Consider the following 15,083-nt stretch of genomic DNA (forward strand, 5'->3'; position numbering starts at 1 on the left):
ACGTAACCTGCGCGGTACGGTGGGTCCCATGACACGACGCGCGGTGGTCACAGGAGCGAGTTCGGGGATCGGCGAGGCGACGGTGGGCGCTCTCCGGGATGCCGGATGGGACGTGGTGGGAGTGGCTCGCCGTGCGGAGCGGCTGGCGGCGCTGGAGAAGCAGACGGGAGCGGCCGCCTATGCGGCCGACCTCACCCAGCAGGCCGACGTCGACGCGCTGGCGGGGTGGCTCGCCGAGACCGGGCCGGTGCACGCGCTCGTGCACGTCGCGGGCGGGGCGCGGGGGACCGACCGCGTCGAGGACGGCGATCCGGGGGACTGGCGCTGGATGTTCGAGGTGAACGTCCTCTCGGCACAGATGCTCGTCGCCGCCCTCCTGCCGCAGCTGCGCGCCGCCGCGGCCGTCGACGGGCACGCCGACACGCTCTTCGTCACCTCCACCGCGGCACAGCGCGCGTACCCCGGGGGCGGCGGCTACAACGCCGCGAAGGCGGGGGAGTCCATGCTCGCCGAGGCGCTGCGCCTGGAGCTCAACGGCGAGCCGATCCGGGTCGTCGAGGTGGCTCCCGGCATGGTCTACACCGAGGAGTTCACGCTCAACCGCCTACGCGGCGACCGTGCCGCGGCGGAGAGCGTCTACGACGGCGTCGAGCAGCCGCTCGTGGCATCCGATGTCGCCGACGTCATCGCCTACGCGCTGAACGCACCGGGCCACGTCAACCTCGACCTCGTCACGATGAGGCCGGTGGCGCAGTCGGCGCAGCACCTGCTCGCACGCGGTCCGCTGCGGCCGCGCCTGCCGGTGGAATGAGCGACGAACGCGGTCTAGCGTGTGAGTCGAGACGGGTTCTCGACTGAGGCGGTGGAGCCATGGGCGAAGTGCGGACGGCGCTCGGTGACCGGGTCGTCTTCGATCGGTACGGGCCGGAGTCCGCGCCGGCGGTGATCTTCGTCGCGGGGGCGGGTCTCGCTCGGGCGGGCGATGAGGTGACGTCGGACACCGCCAGACGCATCGGAGAGGCCGGCTTTCAGGCGATCGTGCACGACCGCGTCGGCCGAGGGGACTCGGCGGCACCGGGACCGATCTCGCTGGAGCGGGAGCTGGAGGCCATCCGCGCGCTCGCGCAGCATCTGGACGTTCCTCTCGTGCTGGTCGGTCACTCTTCGGGCTGCGCGATCGTGATCGAGGCGGCGCCGTCGATCGGCAGGCTCACGGGCCTCGTCCTCTGGGAGGCGCCGTTCGGGCAGTTCGACGGCGGAGCCGCTGCTTGGTGGGAACGCGTCGAGGGGGACATCGACGCGGGGAGGCTGGAGGACGCCGTCGCCGCGTACATGGTCGACATGCCGCCGGGATGGATCGAGTACCTCAAGGGATCGCCGGAGTACCCCGCCTTCATCCTCAGCTGGATTCCGGACGGGTCCGCTCTCGCCCTCGTCGAATCCCGGGGCCTGGCGTCATCGCTGCGCGACATCATGGCGCCCGTCCTCGCCGTGTACGGCACGGAGTCCTTTCCCGGCATGGCACGCGCCGCCGTGGACATCGCCGCCGCCGCGCCGCGAGGATCGCACGAACAGGTGCGGGGAGCAGGTCACACCTGGGACTCGGAAGCGATGGCAGCGCGGCTCGTGCAGCTTCTCGCCACCTCGGAGCATGCGTCGCGCGGACCTGAGTGAGTCGGATGCTGCGTACCGGCCGGGTACAGCTAGAACGGCGGGGGTTCCGCGGCTGCGGCGAGGGCCATGAACTCCAGCACCCGCCGGGGGATATCGACGTAGATCCGCCCTGTCGGACTCGTCCACTCCAGGATGCCGTCGGGTCTCTGCACCACACTCCATGCGGTGCCGTGTTTCACGGGGTGATGTCGGCCGGGGCAGAGGTTGGCGAGGTTGGTGACGCGGGTCGGTCCGCCGCGGGCGGCGTCGATGGTGTGGTCGCCGTCGCACTGGCGGGCGGGCCTTCGGCAGCCGGGGAACCGGCAGTGCTCGTCCCTCGCGTCGAGGAGCCTGCGCATCTGCGCGCTGGGCCGGTAGGTGTCGACCTGCAGCACCGCCCCGGTGGTGGGGGAGGTGAACAGCCGCTCCCAGACCGGGGCGGTGGCGGCGAGGTGCCGGGCGGTGGTGGGGTCGATGGGCCCGTAGCCGGCGAGCTCGGCGGGTTCGGTGCTTTCCCCGGTGAGGGTCGCTGCGGGGATGGTGATCTGCACGTGCGCGGTGATCGCGGCGGTCGCGGGGATGCTGCCGGCAGAGACCGGGGCGGTGGCGTGCCCGGTGAGGAGCAGGTCGGCGAGCACGTCCGCGCGGACCTGATCGGTGGTGCGTCGGTCGGTGGCGAGTGGGTCGGCGTCGGCAGCGTCGGGCGCGGCGGCCGCGGCGCCGGTCTCGGGCCTCGCGCTCGCGTCAGCCTCGGTGCCCGCATCGCTCGCCGCGCCCGCCCCGGCCCGCGCGCCGCGGGCCGCCGCGACGATCTCCCGCGCGTGCGCGGTGAGTCGCTCCTTGATCGCGTACGCCAGCGGTGCCGGCAGGATCGCGGCGAGTTCGGCCATGCCGTCGTCGAGGTCCCGCACCCACACCCGCCGTCCCGCAGCGGCCTCGGTGTGCCGCTCTTCCAGCGGCACGGGGTCCAGGCGCTGTGCGAGCATCAGGATGATCGGCTTGGCCCGGCCCGGTGTCTCCCGCTCGGCGACCACCAGCGCGGCCTGTTCGAACCGTGCCCGCGCGTCGGGGTCGGTGATGCGGGCCCCGGCATCCTGGATCACCCGCACGTGCGCCACGTCGATCCCGCCGGCCTCGAGAGCACCCAGTGTCTCGGGGAACCCGTCCACCAGTACGGCGGCGTCGCGCATGCGTTCCTGCATGCCCCGATCCGACCGGCGCAGCACCGCGGCGAGCTCGGCGGCGATGCCGCGGCGGGGCATCTCCCGCTCCCGCCCCTCATTCGACGGAATGCGTGCGGTCTCCTCGGCCGCGAGAGCTTCGGCCCGAGCGAACCACTGCAGCTCTTCCGCCTGCAACGCCGCGATCGCCTGGCGCGTGTGCTCGACCCCGCTGATCACCGCGCCGTGCGAGGCGGTGGCGATCGATCCGGTGGCGATCGATCCGGCGGCCGGGGAGCTGTTCATACCCCCGATTCTGCCGACCCCCTCCGACATTGAGGCGCCCACAAATCCCAGACCACAGGCGCATTGTGGATAACTCGAGCCCTCCTCTGGCTGTGGAGGAGACGGCGACGCGCGGGACCGAGCGATCCCATACGGCGCCGCGCCCGCAGCAGCCCTCCGTAGGCTGGATCGGGTGTGGACGGAGGAGCGGATGCCGATGACCCTGCCCGAACTCGCCGAGGCGGGAATGGTGGACCCCGGCTGGGCGAAGGCACTGCAGCCGGTCGCGCCCGACATCGCCGCGCTCGGCGAGCGACTGCGCGCCGAGACGGCGGCGGGGCGCACCTACCTGCCCGCCGGCGACCGGGTGCTGCGCGCGTTCCAGCGCCCGCTCGAGGACGTGCGCGTGCTGATCGTGGGGCAGGACCCCTACCCGACGCCCGGGCACGCTATCGGGCTGTCGTTCGCCGTCGGCGCCCACGTCCGGCCGATCCCGCGGAGCCTGCGCAACATCTACAGAGAGCTGTCCGACGACCTCGGCATCCCGCCGGCCGCGCACGGCGACCTCTCGGCATGGAGCGACCAGGGTGTCATGCTGCTCAACCGTGTGCTCACCGTCGCCCCCGGCGCGGCCGGCTCGCATCGGGGCTGGGGGTGGGAGAAGGTGACCGAGCACGCCATCCGGGCGCTCGTGCAGCGCGACCAGCCGCTCGTGGCGATCCTGTGGGGCAAGGATGCCGCCGCGCTCGCGCCGATGCTCGGTGACACGCCCCGCGTCGAATCCCCGCACCCGTCACCGCTGTCGGCGTCCCGGGGCTTCTTCGGCTCCCGGCCCTTCTCGCGCGCGGACGCGCTGCTCGTGGAACAGGGCGGAGAACCGGTGGATTGGCGGCTCCCCGACGACCCGGCCCTAGGCTGACGGCATGCTGGAGGACGAGTACGAGCGCGACCGGCGCCGCCTGCCCCGCCACCTGCGTCGCCGCCCGGAGCCGGAGCGGGCCTTCTCCTACGAGATCCGCCCCGCGCAGGAGCGGGATGTGCCGGACATCCGCGAGATCTACAACCACTACGTCACGAACTCGGTGGTCACCTTCGACGAGAAGAAGTGGACCCACGCGCAGTGGCGCGAGAAGCTCGCCCACGCCCAGAAGCTCGGTCTGCCCTTCCTCGTCGCCCAGTCGCCGTCGGGTCAGATCCTCGGCTACGCCTACGTGCAGCCGCTCTCGAGCAAATCGGGCTACCGCTACAGCGTTGAGGACACCATCTATCTCGGGCAGGCCGCGACCGGCAAAGGACTTGGGCGCGCGCTCCTCGAGGCGCTCATCGCGGCATCGGAGCAGGCCGGCATCCGGGAGATGGTCGCCATCATCAGCGACCGGGGCGCGGAAGCCTCCATCGCGCTGCACGAGAAGCTCGGGTTCGTCGAGGTGGGTCGCATGGGGCGCGTCGGCCACAAGTTCGGGCGATGGCTCGGCACGGTCTACCTGCAGAAGTCGCTCAACCCGGTCAAGAAGAAGGGTCTCTTCGGCCGCCTCCGCGAAGGGTGACGTCAGGCGACGCGCGCACCGCGTCGACGAGCGTCCGCCAGGGGCCGGTCACCTCGGCATCCTGCAGCCGCGCTTCGCGGTGCTCGCTGCCGATCTCGGCGCTCACCTTCCAGGAGAAGCGGTCGGCGCCCGAGGGGCGATCCGGACGCGGTTCGGCCCAGGGGCAGTGCTCGATGAGGTCGAGCCAGCGCCGGGCGTCGGCGCCGACGGGCGCGACGTGCCACGTGCGGCGGAGCCCTGCGATCCCGCCGGTGCGCACCACCGTCACCGAGACGGCAGGGTCATCGCGCTTCGGCATCCTCGATCACGCCGACGCCCGACCAACCGGCGCGGACGGCGGCGACCTCCTCCGAGTCCTCACCGTACTCCGCCACGGCGACGGCCAGCGTCACGCGCGCGAAGGCGGCGAAGTCCGAGGTGGGTGAGACCGAGCCGCCCGTGAGGGCGAGGTACCAGATGCGCCCGGCCCGCTCCCAGGCGAACCCGCCGAGCGCCGTGGCCGCCAGGTGGAAGGCGCGGTTCGGGATGCCGGAGTTGATGTGCACCCCGCCGTTGTCGTCGGTGGTCTCGACGTAGTCCCGCATGTGCCCGGGCTGCGGATCGCGCCCCAGCACGTCGTCGTCGTAGGCGGTCCCCGGCTCCGCGAGCGAGCGCAGCGCCCTGCCCTGCACCGCGTCGGTGAAGATGCCGGCGCCGATGAGCCATGAGGCATCGTCGGCGCGCTGGCCGAGGTGGTGCTGTTCGGCGAGGGCGCCGAACACGTCGGAGACGGATTCGTTGAGGGCGCCGGACTGGCCCTCGTACACCAGCCCGCCGGAGTACTCGGTGACGCCGTGGGCCAGCTCGTGGGCGATCACCGTCAGCGAGTCGGTGAACCCGGTGAAGACCTCGCCGTCGCCGTCGCCGAACACCACGCGCTCGCCGTTCCAGAAGGCGTTGTCGAAGTCGACGCCGTAGCGCACGGTGGCTGCGAGCGTGCCGCCCACGCCGTCGATGCCCGCGCGGCCGAAGGCGTCCCAGAAGAAGTCGAAGGTGATCCCGAGGCCGTCGTAGGCCTGGTCGACGTCGTCGTCGCCGGTGGGATCGTCGCCCTCGGCGCGCACGAGCACCCCGGGCAGGACCTCCTGATGCTGCGCGTCGGAGACGGCCCGGTTCGCGGACGGCGCCGCGTCGGCCACGAGCGAGCCGCTCTCGTCGATCGACAGCCGCAGGCGGGTGAGGTCGGGGTGGTGGCCGCGTTCGGCTTCGAGTGTGGCGCGCGCCGCCTGCGCCGCCCGCGCCAGGTGGGGGGCCTCGGTCGCCGCGAGCCGAGCGAGCAGGTAGGGCGGGACGATCGCGTTCATGGCATGAGGCTAGGGGGCGGCGCCGACATCCGGAACGCCCCCGCCGGGGTCGATCACCGGGATGGATGCCAGCAGCCGCCGGGTGTACGCCACCTGCGGCGTGAGCAGCACCTTCTCGGTGGGGCCTTCCTCGACGATGCGGCCGTCCTTCATCACGATCACGTCGTCGCAGAGGTTCTGCACGACGCCGATGTCATGGGAGACGAGCACGAGGGCGAGGCCTTGGCGTCGCCGCAGGTCGCGCAGCAGCTCGAGGATCTGCGCCCGCACCGTCACGTCGAGCGCCGACAAGGGCTCGTCGCCCACGAGCAGGCGCGGCCGGTGCACGATCGCGCGGGCGATCGCGACGCGCTGGCGCTGGCCGCCGGAGAACTCGTGCGGGAAGCGGTCGGCCATGTCGGGCTCGAGCCCGACGTCACCCAGCACCTCGCGCACCCGGGCGCGGCGGTCGCCGTCGATTCCGAGCGCCCACAGCGGCTCGGCGACGATGCGCCCGACGCTCATGCGGGGGTCCAGCGACTCGTACGGATCCTGGAACACGATGCCGGTCTGTCGGCGCAGCCAGTGCAGCGACCGGGCGGGCGCGGATGCCAGCACCGGCCGGCCGTCGAACTCGACCGTGCCCGCGGTGGGGCTGTCGAGCCCCAGCAGCAGGCGCACCAGCGTGGACTTGCCCGAGCCCGACTCTCCGATGATGCCGAGGGCGGAGTTCTCCGCGACGTCGATGTCGGCGTCTTCCAGCGCCGTCGTCCAGCGCCGCGGTTCGAACAGGGCGGTGCGGGGGGAGAGGTAGCGGCGGGTGAGGCCCCGGCCGCGCAGCAGGGTCGTCATGCGCCGCCTCCCGGGCGCCACAGCGTGGCGGTGGCGTCGCGCAGCAGCCCCCGGGTCACCGGTGACGCGGGGGAGCTGAGCAGAGTGGACACGGGCGCGGATTCGACGACGCGGCCGTGCTCGAGCACGACGCCGTGCGTGGCGATCTGCGAGAGCACGGCGAGGTCGTGGGTGATGAACACCAGTGACATGCCGTCCCGGGCGACGAGGTCGCTGAGCAGCTGCAGGATCTCCGCCTGGATCGTGACATCGAGCGCGGTCGTCGGCTCGTCGGCGATGAGCAGGCGTGGCCGGCACGCCAGCGCCATGGCGATCGCCACACGCTGCCGCTGTCCGCCTGAGAGCTGATGCGGGTATCGGGCGACGATGCGCTCCGGGTCGGGGAGGGCGACCCGCGTGGCCTCGGCGACCGCCCGGGCGTTGGCCTCGCGCCGCGAGACCCGCTCGTGGATGCGCACCGACTCCGAGATCTGCCTGCCGACGGTGCGGATGGGGTTCAAGGCCGTCCGCGGCTCCTGGAAGACGATGCCGATCTCGTCGCCGCGCAGGCGCGCGAGGTCGCGGTCCTTCATGCCGATGAGCTCACGGCCGTTCCAGCGGATGCTGCCCGAGGTCGTCGCGGCATCCGGCAGCAGGCCCATGATCGCCAGCGCGGTGAGCGACTTGCCGGAGCCCGATTCGCCGATGAGGCCCACGCGCGCGGAATCGGGCACGTCGAACGAGACGCCGTCGACGACGCGCCGGCCGCCCAGCTCGATCGCCAGGTCGCGCACCTCGAGGCTCACGCCACCACCTCCGGCACGTGCGCGCGGGCGGCGTTTCTGCGGCGCGACAAGGTCGGGTCCGTCGCCTCGCGCAGTCCATCGCCGAGCAGATTGAGTCCGAGCACCGTGAGCGTGATGGCAAGCCCGGGCCACACCACCGACAACGGATGCACCGTGATGTAGCTCTGCAGTTCGCTGAGCAGCCCTCCCCACGACGGCTGGGTGGGCGGTGCGCCGAACCCGAGGTACGACAGGCCCGCCTCGGCGAGCACCGCGACGGCCATGCCCCACGACAGCTGCACGATGAATACCGGAGCGACGTTGGGGAAGAGGTGGCGCAGCAGGTTCTGCATCGGGGTGAGTCCCGCCGCGCGGCCCGCGAGCACGAACTCGCTGTGCAGCACCCGGCGGAGCTCGGGGCGCGTCACGCGGGCGATGTTGACGCCGAACCCGATGCCCACCGAGACGATCACCACCCACAGCGACCCGCCCCAGACGGCCGAGATCATCATGGCGATGAGCAGCACCGGAAAGGCGATGAGGATGTCGACGAGCACGGCGACCGACTCGCGCACCCAGCGTGCCGTGAGCGCGCCGAGCGATGCCAGCACGAGTCCGATGAGGGTCGCGATCAGGCCCGCGCCGAGGGCGACCCACACCGTCGTGACGGACCCCGCCATGAGCAGGCTCAGGATGTCGCGCCCGGTGCCGTCGGTGCCCAGCAGATGCGGCCAGCCCGGCGGCGCCCACCGCCGGTCGATGTCGACGCGCTGCGGGTCGAACGGCGTCCAGAACACCGACACGACGGCGGTGAGGCCGACGACGGCGAACACGGCCAGGCCGGTGCGGCCGGTGGTGAGGGCGGTGAGGCGGCGCAGCCAGCCCCACCGGCCGCCGGCGCGCGGGGGTCGGGCCTGTGGCGACGGGCCGTTCACTGCGCCTCCCGCTGTCGCGGGTCGATCATGCGGTGGAACAGGTCCACCGCGAAGCCGACCACCAGCACGAAGCCGGTGAGCACGAGCAGCTCGCCCTGCACCTTCGGCAGGTCGCGCTGGCCGACGTCGACGACGAGCATGCGGCCGATGCCGGGGAGCGAGAACAGCTGCTCGATGACCACGGCGCCCACGATGATGCCGGCGACCTGCAGGCCGAGCACCGTGATGACCGACAGCCCGACGTTGGGAAGGCCATGACGCAGCAGCGCCTGCGTGCGGGTGAGTCCCTTCGCGGCGGCCGCGCGCACGTAGTCCTGACCGACCGCCTGCAGGGTGGCGGACCGGACGAAGCGCAGCAGCATGGCGCCTTCGACGATGCCGATCGTGATGGCCGGCAGCAGCAGAGCGCGCAAGGCGGCGGCGGGGTCGGCCCAGCCGGCACGGGGGAAGCCCTGTGCCGGCAGCCAGCCGAGCCACACCGCGAAGACGACGACGAGCATCATTCCCGCCCAGACGACGGGGACGGCGGCAAGGGCCTGCGCGCCGACGGTGATGAGCGTTCCGTCGGCGCGGCCGCGCCGCAGCGCCGAGGCGACGCCCAGGGGCACGCTGAACACCAGCGCGATCACCATGGCGAGGAGCCCCAGGGGCACCGTCACCTGGGCTTTCTGGGCGAGCTCGGCGGCCACGGAGCTGCCGGTCAGCAGCGACGTGCCCAGGTCGCCCCGGAGGACCCCCGACATCCAGTCGAGGTACTGCAGGGGCAGAGCGCGGTCGAGGCCCAGGCGCGACCGGATGGCCTCCACCTGCTCGGGGGTGCTGCCGACGCCCGCGATCATCTGCGCGATGTCGCCGGGGAGCACCCGCAGGGTGGCGAAGATCAACACGCTGGCGACGACGAGCCCGACCAGCAGCAGGACCAGCCGTGTCAGCGCGTAGCGGATCACCCCTCGCTCTTGGTGATCTCGGCGAGGTTGAGGCGCTCGTTCACGTTGACCGTCGGCATACCGGCGATGCTATCGCCGACCGCGACGACCGAGGCGCCGTTGTAGAGCCAGTCGGCGGCGTGGTCCTCCGAGACGATGCGTGCCGCCTCCGCCAGCAGCTCGGCGGCCTCGTCCTCGTCGGTCGCGGCGAGCGACTGCGCGAACAACTCCTGCACCTCGGGGTTGTCGTAGCCGAAGTAGTACTCCGGGTCGGCCCAGTTCTCGAAGTCGCGCGCCTCGGTGTGCAGCACGAAGCTGAGGTCGTAGTCCCGGTTGACGTAGACGTCGTTGAGCCAGGCGGAGAACTCCACCACCTCGACCTCGAGCGTCACTCCGACGTCGTGCAGGTTCGAGACGAGGATCTGCGACACGGTGGTGCCGTAGAAATCTGGGACCGTCAGCGTCAGCTCGAGATCCTCCGCGTCCGCCTCGGCGAGAAGCTCGCGTGCGGCATCCGGGTCGTGCGGCGCCACGTCGGAGAGGTCCTCGTAGCCCGGGTCCAGCTCGGGGATCGGACCGTACTGCGTCTGCCCGACGCCGATCGCCTCGACGATGGCGTCGTGGTCGATCGCCTGACGGATCGCCTGGCGCACCCGCACGTCCGACAGCGGGCCGTCCGAGGCGTTCATCGCGAGGGTGGCCTTGTCGGTGGACGCGCCGACCTCGACGGCGAAATCGCCGTTGGCCTCGATCTGCTCCGACAGGTTCGCGTCGAACCCGGTCACCACGTCGACCTCGCCGGCGAGGGCCGCGTTCAGTGCCGCCTGCGTATCGGGGATGTACGCGAAGACCACCTCGGCGACGCCGGCGGGGTCGCCCCAGTAGCCGTCGAACCGCTGCAGGGTGACGTTGTCGCCCTGCCGCCACGACGAGAGCGTGAAGGGGCCGGTGCCGTTGGCCGCGGTCTTGCGGTCGGTGGCATCCCCTTCCTTGAGCACGAGTCCCGCGCGACCGGTGAGGTTCCACAGGAAGCTCGAGTCGGGCTGGCTCAGGGTGACGGTGATCGTCTGGCCGTCGGCCGTGACCGACGTCACGCCCGCGAGCCGCTGGGCGTCGCGGTAGCTGGGGTTGTCGCGCACCTGGGTGAGCGACCACACCACGTCCTGCGGGGTGAGCGGCTGGCCGTCGTGGAAGACGACCCCTTCGCGGAGCGTGAAGGTGTAGGTGAGTCCGTCTTCGGACACCTCGTAGTCGCTGGCCAGGGCGGGCGTGATGTCCTGTTCCGGGGTGCGGGATACCAGGCCCTGATAGACGTTGTCGATGAGAAGCTGGTCGAGCGCGGCGCCGGCGGTCTCGCGGATGTCGAGGTTGCCGGGCTCGGCGACCATGCGCACCGTGACGGAGGCGTTCGGGTCGGCGACGGCGCTGGTCGACGGGGCGGGCGACGGCTCGGAGGTGCAGGCCGTGAGGGCCAGAGCGCCGGCCATGAGCACGGCGGCGGCCAAGGGGGTACGGCGGAGCATGGAGGGAATCCTTTCGCAAGGGCAGGGGCGCCAGCGCTGTCCGGGTCCCTGCGTACTCTTGTGCGCGTAACAGCCTAGGGTCCGCCCGGCACAGGTCGGGCATCGTGGCCACCGTTTGTGAGGCCGGGATCAGCATTCTCGGGGCCTCTGCCGAGGGAAGTGCGCCACTTGCCGGCCGTCCAGTGCGCATTCCGGGCCCGGCGCTAGGGTCGGATCATGAGCGATGAACCGCGCGTGCACCTGTCCCGCTCCGCGCCGACGGCCTACCGTGCCCTCCACACAATGGCCAAGACCGTGGGCGCGCTCGCCGATGAGGCCGGCATCGAGCCGCGCCTGCGAGAGCTCGTGCAGATCCACGCATCGCAGCTGAACGGATGCGCCTACTGCGTGCGGGTGCACGTCGACCGCGCGACGGCGGCCGGCCTCACCGCGGACGTCATCGCGCAGGTCGCCGTGTGGCGGGACTCGGGCGTGTTCAGCGAGCGGGAGCGCGCCGCGCTGGAGCTGACCGAGGCCCATGTGCACATCGACCGAGGCGGCATTGCGGACGACGTGTACGAACGCGTGGGCGGCATCCTGTCGGAGAAGGAGTACGTCGCGCTCAGCTGGATCCTCGTGTCGATCAACGCGTTCAACCGCGTCGCCATCGCCGGTCGCTATCCCGTGCCGCCCCGCGACGGAGAGCAGGCATGACGGATGCCACGGGCGGCGTTTCGGGAGCGCTCAACTTCCGCGATGTGGGGGGTCTGCCGGCGCGGGACGGGGTGACGCGCTCGGGGGTGCTGTTCCGCTCCGGCAACCTCGCGCGCCTGGACGACGTCGGCAGGCGCACGCTGCGCGAGCTGGGGCTGCGGCGGGTGATCGACCTGCGCGCCGACGACGAGGTCGCCCTCGAGCCGTCGCTGGTCGACGGTCTGGGGCTCGAGACGATGCGCGTTCCCCTCTTCCTCGGGTCGGCGGCATCGTTCTTCGAGAAGGACGTCGATCTCGACGATTTCTACCGCGCGATGCTCGATGAGGCCGCCGACCGGGTCGTCGAGGTGGTGCGGGGGGTGCTGGCCGATCAGCCGGTGCTCGTGCACTGCACGGTCGGCAAAGACCGCACCGGGGTCACCGTGGGACTGACGCTCGCAGCGGCGGGCGTCGACGAGGAAGCCGTCGTGGCGGACTATGCGCGCACCGAGGCGCTGCTGCCGCCGCAGCGCAACGCCCGCGTGCTGCGGTACCTGCGCTCGCGGCATCCCGAGGCGCGCTTTCTCGAGGAGCTGGCGACGAAGTCGCCCGCCGCCGCGATGCGCACCCTCCTCGACGACTTGCGCAGCCGCTACGGCGCTCCGGTGGAGTTCCTGCGCGCGCACGGTCTGGGGGACGACGAGATCCGCGAGCTGACCGCGGTGCTGATTCGGGGAAGCTGACCCTTACTCAGGTTAGGCAACCCTATATCCGTGTATCCTGGCAGCGTCATGACCTCCCTCGATCACAGCGTCACCGCATGCCGGGCCGCCAAGCACACGCGCGTGCAGCACCTCGTCACCGCCGACGAGCATTCGCTCGCCGATCTCGAGGCTCTTCTCGCCACGTTGCCGCTGTGCTCGACCGGTCGTGTCTTCGTCGAGGTCCCGGACGACGGCTGGCCTGCCGACATCACGGTTCCCCCGCGCATGACGCTGACCTGGCTCGACCGTTCGCGCCGCTCCGGCGCACCCGGGACCGGCCGGTCCTGCGCGCCGGGTGAGGCGCTCGCGCGCGCGGTCGCGGCGTGGGCCGACGAGATGCTGTGCGGCGAGGAGCGCGGCACCCGCGTGTTCCTGCTGGGCGGCTACCTCGGCACCGCCGACATCGTCGACCACCTCACGGGCAGCCTCGGCATTCCGGCCGAAGACATCCGCACGCCCGAGCGGTTCGGCCTCGCCACCGCGCGCTGAGCGCCGCGGTCACGACCCGCGGGGCACGTACCTGCCGTCTTCGAGTCCCGCCTCGATCTCGAAGCGGTTCGTCAGCGGATTGCGTCCGGCCAGCAGGTAGAGCACGGGCATGAGCGCGCCGTAGTGCTCCCACTGCCGTTTGTGCACCGCCTCGTGGCGCAGCAGGGCGGGGGTGATGCGGCCGTTGCCGGTCAGGAAGCACCCGCCCACGCAGACGCCGCCGCGGCCGAAGGTCCAGCCAGGCATGCCGCGGAACACCCAGAGACCCTGCCGCTTCTCGACGCGGCCGGTGGACCACACGGTGCCCCAGACGAGGCCGACGGCGGTGCCCCAGAGATAGCCCAGACGACTGATCGGTGAATCCAGCAGGAAGCCCGGAATCCAGCGGTCCTGCCGCAGGCCCCGGGCCACCGCGCGGTCGGCGGCGTCGCGCCAGCCGGCCGGTGGCGTCGAGATCGGGCTCACGCCAGCGCGCCGATCACGCGCAGGATCGCGCCCATGTCGTCGACCGCGGCCCGCGGCGAGACGGGCGAGAATCCCGCCAGCGACGAGCCGACGAGCGGCACCCGCCGACGCAGCTCGGCGAGGGCGGCGACCAGCTGCGGCACCTCGATGCCGAAGGGGACAGCCGTGCCGACGCCGGTGATCGCCGCCGGGTCCAGCACGTCGAGATCCACGTGCACGTACACCGCGTCGGCCCCGGTCGCAGCGACCGCGTCGGCGAGCGCGGCGGGGTCGGTGAACGCCTCGACGGGGAGGTGGGTGACGTCGGAGGTCTGCAGGTACGCCGTCTCTGCGGCATCCAGCTCCCGGGCCCCCGCCAGGACGACGCGCTCGGGCGCGACGGTGCCCGCGGGCAGGGCCAGTTCGCCATCGCCGACGACGGCGCGCAGGGCCATGCCGGCGTAGGCGCCCGACAGCGAGGACTGCGGGTCGTTGAGGTCGCCGTGGGCGTCGAGCCACACCACCGCGAGGTGCGGATGGCGGGCCGCCGCGTGCCGGACGCCGGGAACGGCCACCGCGCAGTCGCCGCCGACCACGACGAACGGCTCGTCGACCGGCGCCAGCGCCTCGGTGACCAGCGACTGGATGCGCGCCAGCGCGCTCAGCCGGTGCACGCCGGTGCCGAGGGCCTCGCCGGCTTCGAGGGGCACGTCCACGCGGGTGCAGGCGGCGCGGGGGAGGTCGCCCGCGATCGCCTCCGCTCCGTCGACGAGGAGCATGGCGCGCGCAGACGGCGAGCCCTGCCATTGCGGCACGACGATGAACCGGGTCATGTGCCCATCCTCTCCTGAAGCGGCGCGCGGACACGAACGTCCGCGCCGTGCGAAACCCGCCGTAACGACAGCGGGCGCCGCTCCGTGAGGAAACGGCGCCCGCGTTCGTTGCGGAGATCAGGCTCCGGCGTCGATCGCCTTCGCCGGGGCGCCGGACTTCAGCGCGGCCAGGCGTGCCTCGACCTCGGTCAGCTCGCCGACGTCCTCGAGCTGGTTGAACTGGGCGTCGATGCTGGATGCCGCGAGCTCCTGCTTGCCGGCGGCCAGGGCCTCCTGGCGACGCACCTTGTCCTCGAAGCGGCCGAGCTCGCTCGTGGGGTCGAGTACGTCGATGGACCGCACCGCGTCGTGCACCTTGGTCTGCGCCTCGGCGGTCTTCGCCCGGGCCAGCAGCTCCGAGCGCTTCGACTTCAGCTGCTCGAGCTTGCCCTTCATGCCGTTGAGGCCGTCCTTGAGCTTCTCGACGACCTCGGTCTGCGTGGCGATGGTGGGCGCGATCGCCCGGGCCTCGTTCTCCTCGCTGATCTGGCGCTGCAGCGCGATCTTGGCGAGGTTGTCGAACTTGTCGGCGTCGGCGAGGTTGCCGGCCGTGCGCAGCTGGTCGGCCTTGCGGCTGGCGGCGAGGGCCTTGTTGCCCCACTCGGTGGCCGCCTGCACGTCCTCCTGGTGGTCGCGTTCGAGCAGACGCAGGTTGCCGATGGTCTCGGCGATGGCCGACTCGGCGTCGGCGATGGAGTTGGAGTAGTCGCGCACGAGCTGGTCGAGCATCTTCTGCGGGTCCTCGGCGGAGTCGAGGAGCGCGTTGATGTTCGCCTTCATGAGGGTCGAGATGCGACCGAAGATGGACTGCTTTGCCATGGGTGTTGCCTTCCTATCACGTGGACGTGGAGTGGTCGTGGATGCCGTGGTGCGGC

The 15,083-nt window shown here is 72.0% G+C and carries 18 protein-coding genes; 7 read left to right on the forward strand and 11 right to left on the reverse strand.

The window, feature by feature from the left end; all coding sequences use genetic code 11:
- Nucleotides 1-28: 28 nt before the first annotated feature.
- The gene (locus QNO14_RS03625; RefSeq protein WP_257495097.1) at nucleotides 29-811 is read left to right on the forward strand and encodes an SDR family oxidoreductase; all 783 of its coding nucleotides are present in this window, start codon (nucleotides 29-31) and stop codon (nucleotides 809-811) included.
- A 59-nt stretch (nucleotides 812-870) separates the two neighbouring features.
- Nucleotides 871-1,674, forward strand: a complete 804-nt coding sequence (locus tag QNO14_RS03630) for an alpha/beta fold hydrolase (protein WP_257495096.1) — start codon at nucleotides 871-873, stop codon at nucleotides 1,672-1,674.
- Nucleotides 1,675-1,703: 29 nt separating this feature from the next.
- Here the strand turns inward: QNO14_RS03630 and QNO14_RS03635 are convergent, their stop codons facing one another.
- Nucleotides 1,704-3,119, reverse strand: coding sequence for an HNH endonuclease signature motif containing protein (locus QNO14_RS03635; RefSeq protein ID WP_257506774.1), 1,416 nt, complete (start codon nucleotides 3,117-3,119; stop codon nucleotides 1,704-1,706).
- A gap of 190 nt (nucleotides 3,120-3,309) precedes the next feature.
- On the opposite strand from QNO14_RS03635, the gene QNO14_RS03640 reads away from it, so the two are divergent.
- A complete protein-coding gene (locus QNO14_RS03640) occupies nucleotides 3,310-4,017 on the forward strand; it encodes a uracil-DNA glycosylase (protein WP_257506775.1) in 708 nt (235 codons plus the stop codon).
- 4 nt (nucleotides 4,018-4,021) lie between these two features.
- The gene (locus tag QNO14_RS03645) at nucleotides 4,022-4,645 is read left to right on the forward strand and encodes a GNAT family N-acetyltransferase (protein ID WP_257506776.1); all 624 of its coding nucleotides are present in this window, start codon (nucleotides 4,022-4,024) and stop codon (nucleotides 4,643-4,645) included.
- On the opposite strand, the gene QNO14_RS03650 is transcribed toward QNO14_RS03645, so the two are convergent.
- Genes QNO14_RS03650 through QNO14_RS03680 form a run of 7 tightly spaced genes read right to left on the reverse strand, consistent with a single transcriptional unit; the run spans nucleotide 4,605 to nucleotide 10,967 of the window.
- Nucleotides 4,605-4,943, reverse strand: a complete 339-nt coding sequence (locus QNO14_RS03650; protein ID WP_257506777.1) for a protealysin inhibitor emfourin — start codon at nucleotides 4,941-4,943, stop codon at nucleotides 4,605-4,607. The two genes, QNO14_RS03645 and QNO14_RS03650, sit on opposite strands and share 41 nt — an antisense overlap.
- On the reverse strand, nucleotides 4,927-5,988 hold the full coding sequence (locus QNO14_RS03655) for a M4 family metallopeptidase (RefSeq protein ID WP_257506778.1): 1,062 nt from the start codon (nucleotides 5,986-5,988) through the stop codon (nucleotides 4,927-4,929). Before QNO14_RS03655 ends, QNO14_RS03650 begins: the two co-directional genes overlap by 17 nt.
- Nucleotides 5,989-5,997: 9 nt before the next feature.
- Complete coding sequence (locus QNO14_RS03660; RefSeq protein ID WP_257495091.1) at nucleotides 5,998-6,819, reverse strand: ABC transporter ATP-binding protein; 822 nt, start codon at nucleotides 6,817-6,819, stop codon at nucleotides 5,998-6,000.
- On the reverse strand, nucleotides 6,816-7,604 hold the full coding sequence (locus QNO14_RS03665; protein WP_257506779.1) for an ATP-binding cassette domain-containing protein: 789 nt from the start codon (nucleotides 7,602-7,604) through the stop codon (nucleotides 6,816-6,818). Before QNO14_RS03665 ends, QNO14_RS03660 begins: the two co-directional genes overlap by 4 nt.
- Nucleotides 7,601-8,518 (reverse strand): ABC transporter permease, encoded by a 918-nt coding sequence (locus tag QNO14_RS03670; protein WP_257506780.1) that lies wholly within the window; start codon nucleotides 8,516-8,518, stop codon nucleotides 7,601-7,603. Before QNO14_RS03670 ends, QNO14_RS03665 begins: the two co-directional genes overlap by 4 nt.
- Nucleotides 8,515-9,465, reverse strand: coding sequence for an ABC transporter permease (locus QNO14_RS03675; RefSeq protein ID WP_257495088.1), 951 nt, complete (start codon nucleotides 9,463-9,465; stop codon nucleotides 8,515-8,517). The genes QNO14_RS03670 and QNO14_RS03675 overlap by 4 nt, the downstream gene beginning before the upstream one ends.
- The gene (locus QNO14_RS03680; protein ID WP_257506781.1) at nucleotides 9,462-10,967 is read right to left on the reverse strand and encodes an ABC transporter substrate-binding protein; all 1,506 of its coding nucleotides are present in this window, start codon (nucleotides 10,965-10,967) and stop codon (nucleotides 9,462-9,464) included. The genes QNO14_RS03675 and QNO14_RS03680 overlap by 4 nt, the downstream gene beginning before the upstream one ends.
- 216 nt (nucleotides 10,968-11,183) lie before the next feature.
- On the opposite strand from QNO14_RS03680, the gene QNO14_RS03685 reads away from it, so the two are divergent.
- Genes QNO14_RS03685 through QNO14_RS03695 form a run of 3 tightly spaced genes read left to right on the forward strand, consistent with a single transcriptional unit; the run spans nucleotide 11,184 to nucleotide 12,892 of the window.
- Complete coding sequence (locus tag QNO14_RS03685; RefSeq protein WP_257495086.1) at nucleotides 11,184-11,660, forward strand: carboxymuconolactone decarboxylase family protein; 477 nt, start codon at nucleotides 11,184-11,186, stop codon at nucleotides 11,658-11,660.
- Complete coding sequence (locus QNO14_RS03690; protein ID WP_257506782.1) at nucleotides 11,657-12,382, forward strand: tyrosine-protein phosphatase; 726 nt, start codon at nucleotides 11,657-11,659, stop codon at nucleotides 12,380-12,382. The genes QNO14_RS03685 and QNO14_RS03690 overlap by 4 nt, the downstream gene beginning before the upstream one ends.
- 48 nt (nucleotides 12,383-12,430) lie before the next feature.
- Nucleotides 12,431-12,892: an SIP domain-containing protein gene (locus tag QNO14_RS03695; protein ID WP_257495084.1), complete on the forward strand. Its 462-nt coding sequence runs from the start codon at nucleotides 12,431-12,433 to the stop codon at nucleotides 12,890-12,892.
- 9 nt (nucleotides 12,893-12,901) lie between these two features.
- On the opposite strand, the gene QNO14_RS03700 is transcribed toward QNO14_RS03695, so the two are convergent.
- The 3 genes from QNO14_RS03700 to QNO14_RS03710 all read right to left on the reverse strand — a co-directional run bounded on the left by QNO14_RS03700 (nucleotide 12,902) and on the right by QNO14_RS03710 (nucleotide 15,027).
- Nucleotides 12,902-13,357 (reverse strand): Fe-S oxidoreductase, encoded by a 456-nt coding sequence (locus tag QNO14_RS03700; RefSeq protein ID WP_257495083.1) that lies wholly within the window; start codon nucleotides 13,355-13,357, stop codon nucleotides 12,902-12,904.
- Complete coding sequence (locus QNO14_RS03705) at nucleotides 13,354-14,169, reverse strand: arginase family protein (protein ID WP_257506783.1); 816 nt, start codon at nucleotides 14,167-14,169, stop codon at nucleotides 13,354-13,356. Before QNO14_RS03705 ends, QNO14_RS03700 begins: the two co-directional genes overlap by 4 nt.
- Before the next feature lie 117 nt (nucleotides 14,170-14,286).
- Nucleotides 14,287-15,027: a PspA/IM30 family protein gene (locus QNO14_RS03710; protein WP_257495081.1), complete on the reverse strand. Its 741-nt coding sequence runs from the start codon at nucleotides 15,025-15,027 to the stop codon at nucleotides 14,287-14,289.
- Between the last annotated feature and the right edge of the window lie 56 nt (nucleotides 15,028-15,083).

This window comes from Microbacterium sp. zg-Y625 (assembly GCF_030246925.1).
Taxonomy (GTDB): domain Bacteria; phylum Actinomycetota; class Actinomycetes; order Actinomycetales; family Microbacteriaceae; genus Microbacterium; species Microbacterium jiangjiandongii.